Origin of the sequence: Saccharothrix sp. S26 (assembly GCF_021390395.1) — a bacterium.
In the GTDB taxonomy this organism is placed as follows: Bacteria; Actinomycetota; Actinomycetes; order Mycobacteriales; family Pseudonocardiaceae; genus Actinosynnema.
The window spans coordinates 1-15,151 of the sequence record NZ_JAJUWT010000022.1 but is presented as its reverse complement, the minus strand read 5'-3'; the positions used below and the strand labels follow the sequence as shown (position 1 = coordinate 15,151).

Annotated in this window: 16 protein-coding genes; 5 read left to right on the top strand and 11 right to left on the bottom strand. The window is 73.1% G+C overall.

Going from position 1 to position 15,151, the window contains the following annotated elements; translation table 11 throughout:
- Positions 1-52: 52 nt before the first annotated feature.
- Positions 53-448, top strand: coding sequence for a ChaB family protein (locus LZG04_RS30630; RefSeq protein WP_233823473.1), 396 nt, complete (start codon positions 53-55; stop codon positions 446-448).
- A gap of 76 nt (positions 449-524) precedes the next feature.
- Here LZG04_RS30630 and LZG04_RS30625 read toward each other — a convergent pair whose 3' ends face one another.
- Entirely contained in the window at positions 525-1,346 is an 822-nt protein-coding gene (locus LZG04_RS30625) for an SDR family oxidoreductase (RefSeq protein ID WP_233823471.1), read from the bottom strand.
- A gap of 86 nt (positions 1,347-1,432) precedes the next feature.
- Between LZG04_RS30625 and LZG04_RS30620 the strand changes: the two genes are divergently transcribed.
- From LZG04_RS30620 to LZG04_RS30610, 3 genes are all read left to right on the top strand, one after another.
- Entirely contained in the window at positions 1,433-2,605 is a 1,173-nt protein-coding gene (locus LZG04_RS30620) for a zinc-dependent alcohol dehydrogenase (RefSeq protein WP_233823469.1), read from the top strand.
- 17 nt (positions 2,606-2,622) lie between these two features.
- Positions 2,623-2,991, top strand: coding sequence for a hypothetical protein (locus LZG04_RS30615; protein ID WP_233823768.1), 369 nt, complete (start codon positions 2,623-2,625; stop codon positions 2,989-2,991).
- A gap of 82 nt (positions 2,992-3,073) precedes the next feature.
- The gene (locus tag LZG04_RS30610) at positions 3,074-3,748 is read left to right on the top strand and encodes a DUF6766 family protein (protein WP_233823467.1); all 675 of its coding nucleotides are present in this window, start codon (positions 3,074-3,076) and stop codon (positions 3,746-3,748) included.
- 227 nt (positions 3,749-3,975) lie between these two features.
- On the opposite strand, the gene helR is transcribed toward LZG04_RS30610, so the two are convergent.
- The 10 genes from helR to LZG04_RS30560 all read right to left on the bottom strand — a co-directional run bounded on the left by helR (position 3,976) and on the right by LZG04_RS30560 (position 14,354).
- On the bottom strand, positions 3,976-6,162 hold the full coding sequence (gene helR, locus LZG04_RS30605; RefSeq protein ID WP_233823465.1) for an RNA polymerase recycling motor ATPase HelR: 2,187 nt from the start codon (positions 6,160-6,162) through the stop codon (positions 3,976-3,978).
- A gap of 266 nt (positions 6,163-6,428) precedes the next feature.
- On the bottom strand, positions 6,429-6,926 hold the full coding sequence (locus tag LZG04_RS30600; protein ID WP_233823463.1) for a DUF6328 family protein: 498 nt from the start codon (positions 6,924-6,926) through the stop codon (positions 6,429-6,431).
- A gap of 29 nt (positions 6,927-6,955) precedes the next feature.
- The gene (locus LZG04_RS30595) at positions 6,956-8,134 is read right to left on the bottom strand and encodes a cytochrome P450 (RefSeq protein ID WP_233823461.1); all 1,179 of its coding nucleotides are present in this window, start codon (positions 8,132-8,134) and stop codon (positions 6,956-6,958) included.
- The gene (locus tag LZG04_RS30590; RefSeq protein ID WP_233823459.1) at positions 8,125-8,805 is read right to left on the bottom strand and encodes an SDR family oxidoreductase; all 681 of its coding nucleotides are present in this window, start codon (positions 8,803-8,805) and stop codon (positions 8,125-8,127) included. Before LZG04_RS30590 ends, LZG04_RS30595 begins: the two co-directional genes overlap by 10 nt.
- Positions 8,805-10,091 (bottom strand): D-glycero-beta-D-manno-heptose 1-phosphate adenylyltransferase, encoded by a 1,287-nt coding sequence (gene rfaE2, locus LZG04_RS30585; RefSeq protein ID WP_233823457.1) that lies wholly within the window; start codon positions 10,089-10,091, stop codon positions 8,805-8,807. Before rfaE2 ends, LZG04_RS30590 begins: the two co-directional genes overlap by 1 nt.
- 100 nt (positions 10,092-10,191) lie before the next feature.
- Complete coding sequence (locus LZG04_RS30580; protein WP_233823455.1) at positions 10,192-10,767, bottom strand: SIS domain-containing protein; 576 nt, start codon at positions 10,765-10,767, stop codon at positions 10,192-10,194.
- Entirely contained in the window at positions 10,764-11,969 is a 1,206-nt protein-coding gene (locus LZG04_RS30575) for a glycosyltransferase (RefSeq protein WP_233823453.1), read from the bottom strand. Before LZG04_RS30575 ends, LZG04_RS30580 begins: the two co-directional genes overlap by 4 nt.
- On the bottom strand, positions 11,966-12,853 hold the full coding sequence (locus tag LZG04_RS30570) for a glycosyltransferase (RefSeq protein ID WP_233823451.1): 888 nt from the start codon (positions 12,851-12,853) through the stop codon (positions 11,966-11,968). Before LZG04_RS30570 ends, LZG04_RS30575 begins: the two co-directional genes overlap by 4 nt.
- Positions 12,850-13,842, bottom strand: a complete 993-nt coding sequence (locus LZG04_RS30565) for a glycosyltransferase family 9 protein (RefSeq protein WP_233823449.1) — start codon at positions 13,840-13,842, stop codon at positions 12,850-12,852. Before LZG04_RS30565 ends, LZG04_RS30570 begins: the two co-directional genes overlap by 4 nt.
- Positions 13,839-14,354 (bottom strand): HAD-IIIA family hydrolase, encoded by a 516-nt coding sequence (locus LZG04_RS30560; protein ID WP_233823447.1) that lies wholly within the window; start codon positions 14,352-14,354, stop codon positions 13,839-13,841. The genes LZG04_RS30565 and LZG04_RS30560 overlap by 4 nt, the downstream gene beginning before the upstream one ends.
- Positions 14,355-14,503: 149 nt before the next feature.
- Here LZG04_RS30560 and LZG04_RS30555 point away from each other — a divergent pair, with 149 nt between their 5' ends.
- Positions 14,504-15,022, top strand: coding sequence for an SRPBCC family protein (locus LZG04_RS30555; RefSeq protein WP_233823445.1), 519 nt, complete (start codon positions 14,504-14,506; stop codon positions 15,020-15,022).
- Positions 15,023-15,151: the final 129 nt, after the last annotated feature.

Below are 15,151 nucleotides of genomic sequence, written 5' to 3'. Positions count from 1 at the left end.
TACCCCGGTGGCCGAGGTGAAACCCGAGGCGAAGCCCCGAGGAGGGAGAGCCATGCCCGGACGTGAGGAGTTGCCGAGCACGATCGCGCGCTCGTCGAAGAAGGCGCAGCGGACGTGGATCAAGGCGCACGACTCGGCCGTGCAGACCTACGGCGAGGGCCAGCGCTCGCACCGGACCGCGTTCGCCGCGTTGAAGCACTCGTTCGAGAAGGTGGGCGACCACTGGGAGCCGAAGAAGGAGAAGGGCCCGTCCGACGCGCAGGCGGCGCGCAGCACGCCGAAGCAGGGCCGCACGGCCGGCGGTGTGGACGCCAACGCCAGCAAGCAGCACCTCTACGACCTGGCCAAGAGGCTGGACGTGCCCGGCCGGTCGACCATGACCAAGCAGCAGTTGGTGGACGCGATCGGCAAGGCGAACAACCGCAAGACCGCGAAGGCCCGGTCGTAGCACCTTTGTGGACGGTCCGGGCGTCACGAGCGGAAGGACCGCGTGACGCCCGGGCCGTTGTCCCGTCAGCCGGCGGTCACGTCCGCAGCCAGGACCGATCGGTCAGGAGCTGGCTCGCCTGAGGGCCCATCAAGGTCATGCCGCCGTCCACCACGAACGACGCGCCGGTCACGTAACCGGCCGCCGGCGTCGCCAGGAACGCCACCACCGAGGCCACCTCGCCCGCGTGCCCCGGACGTCCCAAGGGCACACCGGGCCGCGCCACGGTCCGCGGGTCCACGTCCTCCTGGCCCGTCATCGGCGTCGAGATCTCCCCCGGCGCGACCGAGTTCACCGTGATCGCGTGCTCGGCCAGCTCCAGCGCCAGCACCTTGGTCAACGCGCCCAACCCGGCCTTCGCCGCGCAGTACGGCGCGGCACCCACCCGCGGCTGGTGCTCGTGGACCGAGGTGATGTTGATGATCCGACCGCCCCGGCCCGCCTCGATCATGTGCTTCGCCGCCCGCTGCGCGCACAGGAACGCGCCGTCGAGGTCCACCGACAGCACGCTGCGCCACGTGTCGAAGTCCATGTCCATGGCCTTCTGCGCGGTCCCCGTGCCCGCGCAGTTCACCAGCACGTCGATCCCGCCCAGCTCGGCCGCCAGCTCGTCCACCACGGACGCCGCGGTCGGCAGGTCGGTCAGGTCCAGTTGCCGCACGGCCGCCCGGACGCCGTGCTCGCGGACCTCCCGGGCGGTCGCCTCGGCGCCGTCGGCGTCCGTGTGGAACGTGATGCCGACGTCCACGCCGCCGCCCGCGAGGGCGACCGCGACGGCCTTGCCGATGCCGGAGTCGGCCCCGGTGACGACCGCGCGCATCGGCGCGCCGACCCGGTCCTGGGGCAGTGGTGCGCTCATGGCGTGCGGGTACCCCGGCCCGGGTTTGCCACACGCCGTGCCGGGAACGCTCCGGGCAGTCGACCCGGCAAGCTGGGAGGAGCGTCATGAAGGCCGTCACCTGGCACGGCAAGCGGGACGTGCGCGTGGACACCGTGCCCGACCCGACCCTCAAGGAGCCGACCGACATCATCGTCCGCATCACGTCCACCGGCCTGTGCGGCTCCGACCTGCACCTGTACGAGGTGATGGGTCCGTTCATCGACGAGGGCGACATCCTCGGGCACGAGCCGATGGGCGTGGTCGAGGAGGTCGGCGCGGAGGTCACCGAGGTCAAGCCGGGCGACCGGGTCGTGGTGCCGTTCAACATCTCCTGCGGCACGTGCTTCATGTGCGAACGGGGCCTGCAGTCCCAGTGCGAGACGACCCAGGTCCGCGAGCAGGGCTCGGGCGCGGCGCTGTTCGGCTACACCAAGCTGTACGGGCAGGTGCCCGGCGCGCAGGCCGAGTACCTGCGGGTGCCGTTCGGCAACACGCTGCCGATCAAGGTGCCGGAGGGCCCGGCGGACGACCGGTTCGTGTACCTGTCCGACGTGCTGCCCACGGCGTGGCAGGCGGTGGAGTACGCGGGCACGCGCGACAGCCTGGTCGTGCTCGGCCTCGGCCCGATCGGCGACATGGCGACCCGCATCGCGCAGCACCGCGGCGTGGAGACCGTCATCGGCGTCGACCTCGTGCCCGAGCGCATGGCCCGGGCCCGCGGCCACGGCGTCACCGTGCTGAACGTGCGCGACGGCCACCTGGTGGACCACATCCGCGAGCTCACCGGCGGGCGCGGCCCGGAGGCCGTGATCGACGCCGTGGGCATGGAGGCGCACGGCGCGCCGGTCGCGAAGCTCGCCCACCAGGCCGTCGGCCTGCTCCCGGACGCGATCGCGGCCCCGTTCATGCGGACCGCGGGCGTCGACCGGTTGCACGCGCTGCGGCTGGCGATCGAGATCGTGCGGCGCGGCGGCACCATCTCCATCTCCGGTGTGTACGGCGGGATGGCGGACCCGATGCCCATGCTGACCCTGTTCGACAAGCAGGTGCAGTTGCGCATGGGCCAGGCCAACGTGTGGCGCTGGGTGCCGGAGATCCTGCCGCTGCTGACCGACGACGACCCGCTCGGCGTGGACTCCTTCGCCACCCACCACCTGCCGCTCGACCAGGCCCCGCACGCCTACGACATCTTCCAGCGCAAGCAGGACAGCGCGGTCAAGGTGCTGCTGCGCCCGTGAGGGGCTATCGTCCGGCAATGATCCGCTTTCGGTGGTGTGCCGCCGTGGCGTTGCCGGCGGTGTTGGTGCTGGGCGGGTGTGGCACGAGCTCGGACGACCTGGTCCGGCGGACGGCGGAGGAGTTCACCTCGGCGGTGGCCGCGGGCGACTCGGACCGGGCGTGCGACCTGCTGACCGAGAAGGCCCGCGAGGACGTGGAGTGCTCGTCGCTGGACGTGCCCGGCGGCGCGGTGCGGTCGGTCGAGGCGTGGGGTGACGCGGCGCAGGTCCGCACGTCGGACGACGTGCTGTTCCTGCGCGACGTGACCTCGGGCTGGCGGGTGTCCGGCGCGGGCTGCCGACCGCAGGGCGAGCGGCCGTACAAGTGCGAGGTGGGTGGGCCGTGACGCAACGCGGGATGTTCTACGTCTACCTGATCGGCGTGCTCGCGCTGATGGTGTGCTTCAGCGTCATCGGGTTGGTGGGCCTGTGAAGAGGTTCCTGCGCGACAACGGGTTGGGGTTGGCGTTCGGCCTGCTGTTCCTGGCGTCGTTGGTCGGCCAGGCGTTCTCGGGCAACGCCGACCTGAACAACCGCCTGCTCGCCGACGGCGGCGACCCGATCGGCTTCTGGCAGTACGTGACGTCGTCGGAGTTCGCGGTGGACGTGGCCGAGAACTGGCAGTCGGAGTACCTGCAGTTCTTCCTGTTCATCTTCGCCACGGTGTGGTTGATGCAGAAGGGGTCGACCGAGTCGAAGACCGCCGAGCGGCTGGGCGCCGAGTCCGATCGGGACCAACTGCTCGGCGCGCACCTGAAGGAGCAGTCGCCGCCGTGGGCGAAGGCGGGCGGTTGGCGCACGAAGCTGTACTCGAACTCGCTCGGCCTGGTCATGCTCGGGCTGTTCCTCGGCTCGTGGCTGACCCAGTCGATCGCCGGACGCAGCCAGCACAACAACGACCAGCTCAACTCGTTCCAGGACCCGGTGTCCTGGTGGGACTACGTGCTGTCGGCGGACTTCTGGAACCGGTCGTTGCAGAACTGGCAGTCCGAGTTCCTCGCCATCGGCTCGATGGTGGTGTTCAGCGTGTACCTGCGCCAGCGCGGCTCGTCGCAGTCGAAACCGGTGGGCGCGCCGCACGACTCGACCGACGAGTCGGGCTGACCGCCATCCGCGACCGGCGCGAGGTCCGCGGGTGACGCGGGGTGACGCGTTCCGACCGCCGAGTCCGCCGACCACTGTCCGCGGCCGGCCCGGGGCGACGCCACTCGCCCGACCGACCGGTCCGGCCACCCGGCACCCGCAGCCGGGTGTCGCCACACGACCCGGCCGACAACGCGCCAACCGGCGTTTCGCGGCCGGCCCCGAACGCCGGGGCCGGCCGCGATCCGCTAAGCCCTGCCGGCGAGGGTGCCCAGCTCGACCAGCCCGCTCAACGCCGCCGGCAGCGGACCGCGGTGCAGGACGCCGAGGCGTTGCGTGGCCCGGGTCAGCGCCACGTACAGCTCGGCCGCCCCGCGCGGGCCGTCGGCGATGATCCGCTCGGGTTCCACGACCAGGACGGCGTCGAACTCCAGCCCCTTGGTCTCCGACGCGGCCACCGCGCCCGGCACGTCGGGCGGCCCGATCACCACGCTGGTGCCCTCACGGCCCGCTTCTGCCCGCACGAACTCCTCCACCGCGGCGGGCAGCTCGTCCTCCGTCACCTGCCTCGACCACGGCCGCACGCCGCACGCCCGCACCGACTCCGGCGGCGCGACGTCGGGCGCGAACTCGGCCAGCACCGCGGCGGCGACCGCCATGATCTCGGCCGGGGTGCGGTAGTTCACCGTCAACGACCGGTAGACCCAGCGGCCCGGCACGTACGGCTCCAGCACCGAGTCCCACGACGTCGCACCGGCCGGCGACCGGCGTTGAGCGAGGTCGCCGACCACGGTGAAGGAACGGCCCGGGCAGCGGCGCATCAGCACCCGCCAGTCCATCTCGGACAGCTCCTGCGCCTCGTCCACCACGACGTGCCGGTAGGTCCAGTCCCGGTCCGCCGAGGCGCGCTCCACCAGCTCCCGGGTGTCGCGCTCCATCACGCGGTCCGCCAGGTCCTCGGCGTAGAGCAGGTCCGTGGCGAACAGGTGGTCCTCGTCGTCCATCGAGTCCTGGCGGCTGACGAGGCTGTCCAGCACGCCGGCGGCGAACTCGGTCTCCGCCTTGCGCGCGCGCTCGGCGGCCCGGTCGTCGGCCTTGTCCCGGCCCAGCAGGTCGACCAGCTCGTCCAGCAAGGGCATGTCCGACACCGTCCACGCCTCGCCGTCGGCGCGCCACAACGCCTGGTCGGCCCCGGCCGCGCGCAGCCGTTCCGGCGAGGTGTACAGCGAGGACAGCAGCTGTCGGGGCGTCAGGACCGGCCACAGCTCGTCCAGGGCGGCGGTGAACGCCTCGTCCTGCGCGAGCTCCTTGACCAGGTCGGCGCGCAGCCGTTCCCACGACTCGCGGTCCGACCGGCTCAGCCAGTCCTTGCCGATCCGGGGGATCGCCCGTTCGGTGAGCACGTAGGTGACGATCTCGGCGAACACCGCGCGGGCCTCGTTGTGCGGCAGGCCGCCGGCACGCGCCTCTTCTCGCGCCCACTGCGCGGTCTCGGCGTCGATCCGCCCCCGCACGCCGCCCAGCTCGACGGTCAGCGGCTCCTCCGGCAGCCGCTGCCGGTCCGCCACCGCCGCCTTGAGCACGTCGAGGATCTTCAGCGAGCCCTTGAGCCGCGCGACCTCCGGCGCGTCCTCGGCGGTGACCCGCAGACCGGGCACGAAGCCGCCGGGGGTGGTGAACACCACGTCGGACTCGCCCAGCGACGGCAGCACGCGGCCGATGTGGTTCAGGAACGCCGGGTTGGGCCCGACCACGAGCACGCCGTGGCGCTCCATCCGCTCGCGCTGCGTGTAGAGCAGGTACGCGACGCGGTGCAGGGCGACGACGGTCTTGCCGGTGCCCGGACCGCCCTCGATCACCAGCACGCCGGGGTGGTCGAGCCGGATGATCTCGTCCTGCTCGGCCTGGATCGTGGCCACGATGTCGCGCATGCCCTCACCGCGCGGCGCGTTGACCGCCGCGAGCAGCGCCGCGTCACCGCGTTGCGCGCCGTCGGGGCGGCCGAGCACCTCGTCGGTGAACTCGACCACCTGCCGCCCGCGGGTGTGGAACTGGCGACGGCGGCGCATGTTCTCCGGGTTGGCCCCGGTGGCGACGTAGAACGGGCGGGAGGCGGGTGCCCGCCAGTCGAGCAGCACCGGCTCGTAGTCGCGCTCCTCGTCGAACAGGCCGATCCGGCCGATGTAGGAGCGCTCGCCGGTGACGGAGTCCAGCCGGCCGAAGCACAGCCCGTTGTCGGCCACGGCCAGCCGCTTGGCGTCCTTGGCCAGCGCGCGCACCTCGTCGTCGCGCTCCAGCGCGGTGCCGCCGGTCCCCCGCAGCGCCGCCTCGTACCGCGCCTTCACCCGCGCCCGCTCGACGTCGAGCCGCCGGTGGAGATCGGCCACGTAGGCGCGCTCGGAACGCAATTCCTCTTCATACCCCTGAGTTGACACGTGCCCCTCACAACAGCTAAGCTCGATTTAGATTCGGCGGGTACTCCTGTGCTTTCGGAGTGCACGCCGATTTTTCATTCTCCACCGCGTGTCAAGTCGACGGGTGGCTCACGCGCTCCGGTTTCCGCAGGTCTCGGGCATTGCCGGAGAATTCTGCGGCACGGCCGGGGGCTTGCCGCAAGACCCGGGGTGCGCTATAAGTTGAAAGTGGCAGGAGGGGCTTTCCCGGCACCTTCACGAAGTGGCGATCACCGCGGAATCCCCGCTCACTCGAGGCGGTCCTCGTCGTCCTCGCCCTCGGAGATGGTGTCGCGCACGCGCTCGCGCCACGGCCAGGCGAACCACAGCGTGCCGAACACCACGGCGGCGAACACGCCCAGCACGACGGCCACCCAGCCGCCCGCGACGACCTCGCCGAGCAGCAGGATCGTGCCGGTCATCGCCACCGCCAGGCACGCCAGGCCGGCGATCGCGAAGCGGTTCGCCACCTCGATCACGTCCTCGCGCCTGCCGCGGCGGAACAGCAGCCGGTGCCAGGCCGCGGGCGCGGTCAGCAGCGCCACCGCGCCCGCGGCGAACAGGACCGTGATCAGGTGGGTCACGCGGATGTAGCCGTCGGCCGAGGCGTAGCGGTCGGTGAAGGCTATGGACAGCAGGAAGCCGAACAGGATCTGCACGCCCGCCTGGGCCACTCGCAGTTCCTGCAACAACTCGTTGAGGTTGCGGGCCAACCGCCGTTGGTGTGACTCCTCAGCCTGACTCACCGCCACCACATACCCAACCGCGTGGTGTTTCAATCATCACTGCGGGTGACGAACGACAGCCCGAAGTGGTTCAGCGTGGCGGGCAGCGGCGGGTGCAGCGTCGGCACGTCCAGGTGCGGGCGCAACGCGTCCAGCATCGCGCCGCCGGCCACCAGCACGAGGTCGCGACCGGGGCAGATGCCCGGACCGCCGCTGAACGGCACCAGACCCGGGTCGGCGGGCGCGGGCCAGTTCTCCGGCGCGTAGGAGTCGGCGCGGGACAGCCGGTCCGGGTCGCGGTGGAAGTACGGCACGAACACGATGAACGTGGTGCGGGCGGGCAGCCACGTGCCGTGCCAGCGGGTCGGCTCGGTGCTCTCGCGCAGGATCACCGGCGTCGTCGGCCACAACCGCACCGACTCCCAGATCCCGGCCTCGCCCTCGCCGCCGATCGCCAGCGCGCGCATGGTCGCGATGCCCGCCGCGTCGAACGCGAACAGCCAGTGGGGCGCCTGTTCGACCAGCTCGTCGGCCGGCCCGAGGCTCGCCAGGCTGCCCGGCTCGCCGCGCTCCAGGTGCCCGCACAAGCGGTCCTCGAACCGCCGGCGCAACGCCTCCCGGCGCGGGTGCAGGTAGGCCCAGTTGGCGTTCGCGCGCAGGGTCTGGAGCATGTCGGTCAGCTCGACGTCCTCCCGCGCGAACGACCCGAGCACGATCCGCCGCGCGGCCCGCCACCACGCCTGGGCGAACGAGTCCCAGGTCAGCCGACCGGTGCCGCGGGCGTGCCGCAGCAGCAGGTCGGCCTCGTCGGCCACGATCGCCCGGACGTCGATCTTGTCCGGTCGCAGCACGTCCTCGTTCACCGCGCGCCGCCGCGCCCGCTCCCGCCCCGTCGAGATCAGCACGCCGTGCGGCTGGAAGTGCTTGAGCGCCGCCCTCTTCTCGACGGTGGCCAGGGCGAACGGCGACGGTGACTCGGCCAGCAGCCGCGCCACGTCCAGCGGGTCGAGCAGCAGCGCGACGCTGCGCCCGGTCACGCGCAGGCGCAGCGGTTGCGGGCCGTACCGCTCCCGCAACCGCTTCATCGTCGCCACCGCCGCCGCGTCCGCCCGTGCCTTCGCCGCCAGCGCCGTCGCCGACGGCCGGCGCAGGATCACGCCCTTGGCCAGCGTCGGCAGCAGCACCTTGGCGAAGGCCCTCCCGGTGTCCAGCCGGGAGGCTACGGCCACGACCCCTCCTCTGCGTGGGCGACGACGAGCTCGCGCACCTCGCACCCCTCGGGCTGGCGCAACGCGAACACGATCGCGTCGGCGACCCGCTCCGGCGGGTTCAGCTTGCTGTCGTCCGGCGGCCGGTACTGCTCGGCGCGGTCGTCGAAGAAGTGCGTGCGCATGCCGCCGGGGATCACCAGCGTCACGCCGACCCGGCCCGCGGTCTCCGCCGCCAGCGCCCGGGTGAAGCCGACCACGCCGAACTTCGAGGCGCAGTACGCGGTGGCGTCGCTGACGGCCTTGATGCCCAGCGTGGACGCGATCGTCACCACCCGGCCGCCGTCCAGCATGGGCAGCGCCGCCCGCACCACCGCGGCGGTGCCGAGCAGGTTCACCATCACCACCCGGTCCCAGTCCGCGCCGGACACCTCGTCCAGCCGACCGCACGCGTCGGTGCCCGCCGCCGTGACGACGGCCCGCAGGCCGCCGTTGCGCTCGGCGATCGCCTTGACCGCGCGTTCCGCCGCCCTGGTGTCGGACAGGTCGACCGACTCGAAGTCGGCCACCTCCGACGACGACGGCGCGGCCTTGTCCAGCACCAGCGGCTGCCCGCCCAACTCGTGCACCGCGTGCACCACCGCCGCGCCCAAGCCGGACGCGCCTCCGGTCACCAACACCTGGCCGAGCATCAGCCCCTCCTCGACAGCATCTCGGTGGTCGAACGGCCGCGGTGGTAGGGCACGACGACGGTGCGCCCACCCCACCCCCGGACCAAGTCCGCTTCCGGCAGCGACTCCACGGTGTAGTCGCCACCCTTGACCCACACGTCCGGGCGCAGTGCGGCCAGCACGCGTTCCGGGGTGTCGTCCTCGAACACGATCACGTCGTCCACGCAGCCCAGCGCGCGCAGCACCTCGACCCGGTCCTGCTCCTTGGTGACGGGCCGGTCCGGGCCCTTGAGCCGGCGCACGGACTCGTCGGAGTTCAGGCACACCACCAGGCAGTCACCGAGCGACCGGGCGGCGCGCAGCGTGCGGACGTGGCCCGCGTGCAGCAGGTCGAAGCAGCCGCCGGTGGCGACGACCGTGCCGCCGCGCGCCCGCACCGCGTCCACTGTGGACAATCGGTCGACCGGTCGGAACCCGGACGCGCCGCCGTGACTCAGGAAGTCGGCGGCCGACGTGACGCCGTCGGCGATCGCGTCGTCCATCGCCGCACCGCCCATGAGCCGGGCGGCGACCGTCACCGCGAACCGGTCACCCGCGCCGCACGGGTCGACCACCGGCACGCGGGGCGCGGGCACGGCGACCGGCGTGCCGCCACCGTGCAGCAGGGCGCCGTCGGCCCCGAGGGTCACCACGACGGCCCGTGCCCGCCACTTCGCGCGCAGCGCTTCGAGGGCGTCCATCGGGTCGGCGTGACCGCTGAACGCCTTGGCCTCGGCCGCGTTCGGCGTGACGAGCCGCGCACCGGGCACCGGGTCCGGTCCGCGCGGGTGCGGGTCCCAGACGACGGGACGGCGGGCGAGCACGCCGCGCAGCCGTTCGTCGCGCAGCAGGCCGCGCCCGTAGTCGGAGACCAGCACGCAGTCGGCCTCCAGCACCGCGTCGAGCATGGCGTCGGTGGCCTGCGGCACGCCGGACCCGCCGCCGCGGTCGAGCCGGGCGATCGACTGGTCGCCGCAGCGCAGCCGGGTCTTGACCGGGGTGGGCGCGGGTGACGGCCCGAGCACGCTCGGCACGCGGGCCAGCTCCTCGCGCAGCCGGTGGCCGTCCTCGTCGTCCGCCACGGCGCTGACCAGCGTGACGTCGACGCCGTCGGCGGCGGCCAGGGCCGCGGCCAGTCCCGCGCCACCGGGTCGGGCGCGTTCCTCCCGCACGTCCAGGACGGGCGCGGGCGCGTCCGGGCACAGGCGTTCCGCGGTGCCCAGCACGTCGATGTCCAGCAACGAGTCGCCGACGACGACCAGCTTCACGACAACCCTCCTTCTCCGCCACCCTCGCCGCGAGGTCGCGTCGGTCCAGGCGTCCTCGCCGGCCGTCCGCGGAGCAGCGGCGACCCAGCACAGCCCAGCTTCACGAGACCCTCCGTTCCGACGTCGGCAGAGCCGCCTCGAACGCCGCGCACAGGGCGTGCACGGCCACCAGCTGGGCTTCCTGCACGTTCGCGGGCTCGCCGGGCAGCGCCAGCACCTCGTCCACCGCCTCGGCCAGCGGGTTCGGGGCCGGGCCCGTCATCGCCCACACGTGCGCGCCCGCCTCCCGGGCCGCCTTCGCCGCCTCCAGCAGGTTCTGGCTGCGCCCGCTGGTCGACAGCAGCACGACCACGTCCTGCGGCCGGGCGTGCGCGGTGACCTGCCGGGCGAACACCTGGTCGTAGCCGTAGTCGTTGCCGATCGCGGTGACGCTGGAGGACTCCGCGCACAGCGCGATCGCCGAGAACGGCCGCCGGTCGTCGCGGAACCGGCCGACGAGCTCGGCGGTCAGGTGCTGCGCCTCGGCGGCCGACCCGCCGTTGCCCGCCGCCAGCAGCCGGCCGCCGTCGGCCAGCCTGCGGGCCAGCACACCGCCCCAGCGGGTCAGGCGCGGCGCCTGGGCTCGCAGCCCGGCCAACGACTGGGCCAGTCCGTTCAAGTGCGCCTCGACTGTCATCGGGTTCCTCCCACGGCCACGGCCCGACCCGCCGTGACCCGCTCGTATACGCGTTCGGTGTCCTCGGCGATCCGGTCCCACGTGTAGCGCACGCCGACCCGGTCCAGGCCCGCGAGGCCGCACGCCTCGCGGCGGGCCTCGTCGGACAGCAGCGAGTGCAGCGCCCGGCACAGCGCCGCCGGGTCGCGCGGCGGCACGAGCACGCCCGTGACGCCGTCCACCACCGTGTCGGTCAGGCCGCCGACCGCGCTGGCCACCACCGGCACGCCGCACGCCATGGCCTCCAGCGGCACGATGCCGAACGGCTCGTACCACGGCACGCACGCCACCACGTCGGCCGAGCGCAGCAGCGCGGGCATCGCGTCCCGCGACACCTGCCCCGCCAGGCACAGCCGGGGCCGCACGCCGAGGCGTTCGGCGTGCGCCGCCAGCCGCCGCGCCTCCGGGTCGGACTCGACGTCCACCGGGCCGCCCGCGATGACCAGCTCGGTGTCCGGCAAAGACCGCAGCACGGTGATCAGGTCCTGGAAACCCTTGCGCGGCACCAGCCTGCCGACGGAGACGATCCGGTGCCGGTAGCGGCGGCGGTCCACGGGGCCCTCGGGCCGGAAGCGGGCCGGGTCCACCCCGCACGGCACGACGGAGATCCGCAACCGCTGCACGCCCATGCGCATCAGCTCGGCCACCTCGTCGTCACACGTCGCCGCGATCCGGTCGGCCTCACGCCCGATCATCCGCTCGATGCCGATCCGCTCGGCCGGGCTGGTGTCCTCCGCGCCCTGGTGGCGGCGCTTGACCGTGCCCAGGGCGTGGAACGTCTGCACCACGGGCACGCCGACCTTGCGCGCGGCGAGCACCGAGGCCAGCCCGGACATCCAGAAGTGCGCGTGCACCACGTCCGGGCGCTCCTGGTCCCACTGCTGCTCCAGGAACCGGGCGAACTCGCCCATGTGCGGCAGCAGCTCGTCCTTGGGCACCGCGCACGCCGGTCCGGCCGGCACGTGCACCACGTCGTAGCCCTGCTCGGTGCGCACCCGCTCGGGCAGGTCCGGGTCGTCGCCGCGGGTGTAGACCACCACGTCGTGCCCGCGTGCCGAGAGCGCCGCCGACAGCGCGGCGACGTGCACGTTCTGGCCGCCCGCGTCGACACCGCCCAGGGCGGCCAACGGGCTGGCGTGCTCGGACACCATCGCGATCCTCATCCGCTCACTCCTGTCAGCAACCGGTCCCAACTCCGCAGGAAGGCGTCGAGTCCGTACCGGGCCAGGGCGAACTCCCTGGCCTGCTTCCCCTTCTGCCTGGCCAGCGCGGGGTCGGCGACCAGCTCGGCCACCGCCCGCACCAGCTCGTCCACGTCGGTGGACACCACACCCGCCTCCGGCGGCACCGCGCGCACGACCTCGGTGCACGCCAACGCGACCACGGGCATCCCCAGGTGCATCGCCTCGATCAGCGACAGCCCCAGCGACGTCCACCGCACCGGGTGCAGGTACAGGCGTCGCCGGGCCAGCTCGCGGTGCAGCGAGACCAGGTCGTGGTCACCGCGCCCCATCTCCCCCAGCTTCTCGGTCTTCATGCCGTAGACGTCCAGCGGCGCGGCCTCGGCGAACCGGGGCAGCAGGTCCGTGCCGACGACGCGGCCGCGCCGCACCGGCTCGTTGACCACCACGGCCGCACGGGGCAGCTCACCGGTGTACTGAGGCCCGGGGTCGACCACCCCGTGTTCGATGACGACGGTCCGCGCGGTGCCGCAGTCCCACATGAGGTCGTTGAAGTGGGTGACGTGGACGATCGTGCCCGGCCAGTCCTTGAGCGGGTGGGTCTGGTTCGGGTACTTGGGGGTGTTGTGCTCCAGGTACACGACCGGGATCCCGGTCGGCACCAGGCCGACTTCCTCCGGCCGTTGCAGCACCGCGATGTCCGCCCCGAGATCGGGCACCTCGGACACGTCCACCTCGCGGGCGGCCGGCCAGTCGCGCCCGGCCAGGCCGATGCCCTTGGGCGGGCCGGGGACCAGGTAGTCGTGACCGCCCCGGACGAACGCGTTCGTCCACGAGCCGTGCACGTGCCACAGCAGGATCTTCACGTCCGCACCCCCACGAGGTCGGCTACGGCGGCGACGACCCGGTCGGCCGTCACCCGGTCGAGGCACGGGTGGCCGGGCACCGGACACTCGCGTGCGCGCGAGTCGCGGCACGGCGCGTCCTGGTCGCCCAGCAACACGTGCGGCCCGTGCGGCGCCCACCGACTGGCGGGCACGACGGGGGAGAACAAGGACACGACGGGCGTGCCCACGGCGGCGGCGAGGTGCGCCGGGCCGGTGTTGCCGACCACGACGGCGTCCGCGCGGGCCAGCAACCCGGCCAGCTCGGCGAACGTCGTGCGGCCGCCGAGGTCCACGCCGTGCGCGCCGGCCACGTGCTTGGTCAGCGCGGTCTCGTTCGGGCCGCCGGTGACCAGCACGCGGTGCCCGGCTTGGGCGAGCGCCGTGACGGCTTGCGCGCACCGGTCCGGCGACCAGGCGCGGGCGGGCACGGACGCGCCCGGGTGCACGACGACGTACGGCCCGATCTCGCCCGGCTCCGGCGGCGCGACGATCGCCAGCCGGCCGTCGTCGCCGGGCGGGAGCTCGAAACCGGCGGCCCGTGCGACCTGGAGCGCGCGCTCGGCCTCCGGGATGTCCGGGTCGTCGCGCAGCCGGACGTCGAGCAGCGAGCCGGGGTAGTCGGTGGAGCGGGCCACGACCTTCGGCACGCCGGCCAGCTTCAGCAGCAGCGCCAGCGGCAGCGGGCTCTGGTGGAAGGAGGTCAGGACCAGGGCCACGTCCGCGCGGATCCCCTTGAGCAGGGCCACCATCCCCTCGATGTCGGGGTTGCGGACCTCGGGCGCGGGGTTGGTGATCCACGGGCAGTCCCAGCGCACGACCCGCTGCACGCCGGGCAGCAGCTCCGCCGCCTGCGCGCCGGAATGCCCGCACAGCAGCACGACTTCGCCCGCGTGCGCGGCGGCGCGCACGGCCGGGCCGGCGAGCAGCACGTCGCCGTCGTTGTCGAGCCTGGCCACGATCGTCCTCATAGGACCATCGCCAACGCGGACCGGAGGTCGGGCGCGGTGTGCGGCGCGCGGTCGACCTCGTCGGGCAGGGTGACCGGGGTGGGCACGAGGATCGGCGTGACGCCGGCGGCGAGGGCAGCTTTGACGTCCGCCTCGATGTCGCCGATGAAGTAAGTGCGCTCGGGGCGCGCGCCGAGGGCCTCGCAGGCGTCGAGGATCATGGTGGGCGCGGGTTTGCGGCACGCGCAGCCGTCGTCGGGGTGGTGCGGGCACACTTGCCAGGTGCCGAACCGGCCGAGCAGCGCCTCCACCCTCGCGTTCACCGCGTCCACTTGGGCGCGGGTGAGCAGACCACGACCGATGCCGGACTGGTTGGTGACCACGCCCGTGCGCACACCGTGGGCGCGCAGCAGGCGCAGGACGTCACGCGCACCGGGCATCGGGCGCACCCGGTCGGGGTCGCCGTTGTAGGGCACGTCGGTGATGAGCGTGCCGTCGCGGTCGAAGAGAACCGCGTCGGGGTACTGGTCCACAGAGGAGAGTTAGCCGGTGAGAAGCGAAGCAAACACTTCCCGGAGAAGCGCTACTCCCGGTTACCAGCCGATGGGTTGACATGTGTGTGGAACCCGTGTTGGGGGGTACTCAAGTGTCGAACTCGATTCCCGAGGAGAGGTTGTTAGCTGTGACGACGATCGAGAAGTCCGTGGACGTCGAGGTCCCGGTCACGACCGCGTACAACCAGTGGACGCAGTTCGAGTCGTTCCCGCAGTTCATGGAGGGCGTCGAGCGCATCACCCAGGTCACTCCCACCAGGACCCACTGGGTCACCAAGATCGGTGGGGTGACGCGGGAGTTCGACGCGGAGATCACCGAGCAGCACCCCGACGAGCGGGTGGCGTGGCACACCGTCGACGGCCCGCCGCAGGGTGGTGTGGTGACCTTCCACCGGCTCGACGAGCGCCGCACGCGGGTCCACGTGCAGATGGAGTACGACCCGCAGACGCTGACCGAGAAGGCCGGCGCGGCGATCGGTCTGGTCGACCACCGGGTGTCCGGTGACCTGGAGCGGTTCAAGGAGTTCATCGAGGGGCGCGGCCTGGAGACCGGCGCGTGGCGCGGTGACGTGAGCCGTCCGCCGCAGGCCGGCGAGACGCGTCACGACCTGCCGGACGCGGGCCGTCCGGGAGACCCGTTGCGATGAGCACCGAGGCGGCCCGGGAGCGGCGGCGGAGCTGGTCAGACCCTCCGCTCCCCCACCCCCGGCCGCCGGTCGACGGCAGTTGAGTCGACGTGCGAAAGCCCCGCGAGCTCCGGCCGCGGGGCTTTCGCA

Excerpts from the sequence above, each read along its gene's own strand:
- LZG04_RS30630 (WP_233823473.1), top strand. The coding sequence starts at position 53 with ATGCCCGGACGTGAGGAGTTGCCGAGCACGATCGCGCGCTCGTCGAAG.
- LZG04_RS30625 (WP_233823471.1), bottom strand. The coding sequence starts at position 1,346 with ATGAGCGCACCACTGCCCCAGGACCGGGTCGGCGCGCCGATGCGCGCG.
- LZG04_RS30620 (WP_233823469.1), top strand. The coding sequence starts at position 1,433 with ATGAAGGCCGTCACCTGGCACGGCAAGCGGGACGTGCGCGTGGACACC.
- LZG04_RS30615 (WP_233823768.1), top strand. The coding sequence starts at position 2,623 with ATGATCCGCTTTCGGTGGTGTGCCGCCGTGGCGTTGCCGGCGGTGTTG.
- LZG04_RS30590 (WP_233823459.1), bottom strand. The coding sequence starts at position 8,805 with ATGCTCGGCCAGGTGTTGGTGACCGGAGGCGCGTCCGGCTTGGGCGCG.
- LZG04_RS30580 (WP_233823455.1), bottom strand. The coding sequence starts at position 10,767 with ATGACAGTCGAGGCGCACTTGAACGGACTGGCCCAGTCGTTGGCCGGG.
- LZG04_RS30575 (WP_233823453.1), bottom strand. The coding sequence starts at position 11,969 with ATGAGGATCGCGATGGTGTCCGAGCACGCCAGCCCGTTGGCCGCCCTG.
- LZG04_RS30565 (WP_233823449.1), bottom strand. The coding sequence starts at position 13,842 with ATGAGGACGATCGTGGCCAGGCTCGACAACGACGGCGACGTGCTGCTC.